We start from the raw sequence: 989 nt of genomic DNA on the forward strand, positions 1-989 counted from the left end.
GCCATGGGCTTCGCCATGCTCGGCCGCCTGGTGCTCACCAAGCAGCTCGTGCCCTTCTACTTCCTGGGCTTCCTGCTGTGCTCCTACGCCAACGTGCCCGTCCTGGGCGTCGCCCTGATCGCCATCATCATCGGCATCGACAAGTTCGACCTGCTCGGCCTGGGCGGAGCCCAGCCCCAGCTCTCCGCGGAAGGGGATGAGGACGATGACTTCTAGTCCCGAGAACAAGATCACGCGCTCCGACCTCGTCAAGAGCGCCGTCAACGTCGGCGCCCTGGGCATGGAGTTCTCCTGGACCTACTACAAGCAGATGAACATCGCCTTCTGCCTGATGGTCGCCAACATGCTCAAGAAGATCTACGCCGGCCGCCCCGACGACTACGCCGAGGCCCTGCACCGCCACTGCGCGTTCTTCAACATCACCGTCCAGTTCGCCCCGTTCGTCGGCGGCATCGCGATGGCCATGGAGGAGAAGGTCGCCCGCGGCGAGATCGAGCCCGAGAGCGTCAACGACGTCAAGGCCGCCCTCATGGGCCCGCTGTCCGGCATCGGCGACTCCATCTTCCTGTCGACGCTGCGCGTGGTCGCCGCCGCGGTGGGCATCAGCCTGTGCCAGGCCGGCAACCCCTTCGGCCCCATCGCCTTCCTGCTCATCTACAACGTCCCCGGCTTCGCGCTGCGCGTCTGGGGCGCCGTCAAGGGCTACGAGCTGGGCGTGGGCTTCCTGGACGAGGCCCAGAGGACCGGCCTCATGCAGAAGATCATGACCTGCGTGGGAATCGTGGGCGTCATGGTCGTGGGCGCCATGTGCAAGGACATGTTCTGGGCCAGCATCCCGGTGGCCATCGGCTCGGGCGAGGACGCCCAGACCCTCCAGGACATCCTGGACGGCATCATGCCCGGCATGCTCGGCATGATCGCCTTCTGGCTGTACTACTGGCTGCTGTCCAAGAAGATCAACCCCATGGTGCTGATCGTGGCCACCATGG

The 989-nt window shown here is 65.4% G+C and carries 2 protein-coding genes; both read left to right on the forward strand.

What is annotated here, in order from left to right:
• On the forward strand, window positions 1-216 hold a 216-nt coding region (locus DW024_RS09915), incomplete at its 5' end, for a PTS sugar transporter subunit IIC (protein ID WP_147326485.1).
• The coding region (locus tag DW024_RS09920) for a PTS system mannose/fructose/sorbose family transporter subunit IID (protein WP_147352085.1) at window positions 197-989 on the forward strand (793 nt) is incomplete at its 3' end. The genes DW024_RS09915 and DW024_RS09920, both read left to right, overlap by 20 nt.

Source organism: Collinsella sp. AF37-9, from assembly GCF_003475115.1.
GTDB lineage: Bacteria > Actinomycetota > Coriobacteriia > Coriobacteriales > Coriobacteriaceae > Collinsella.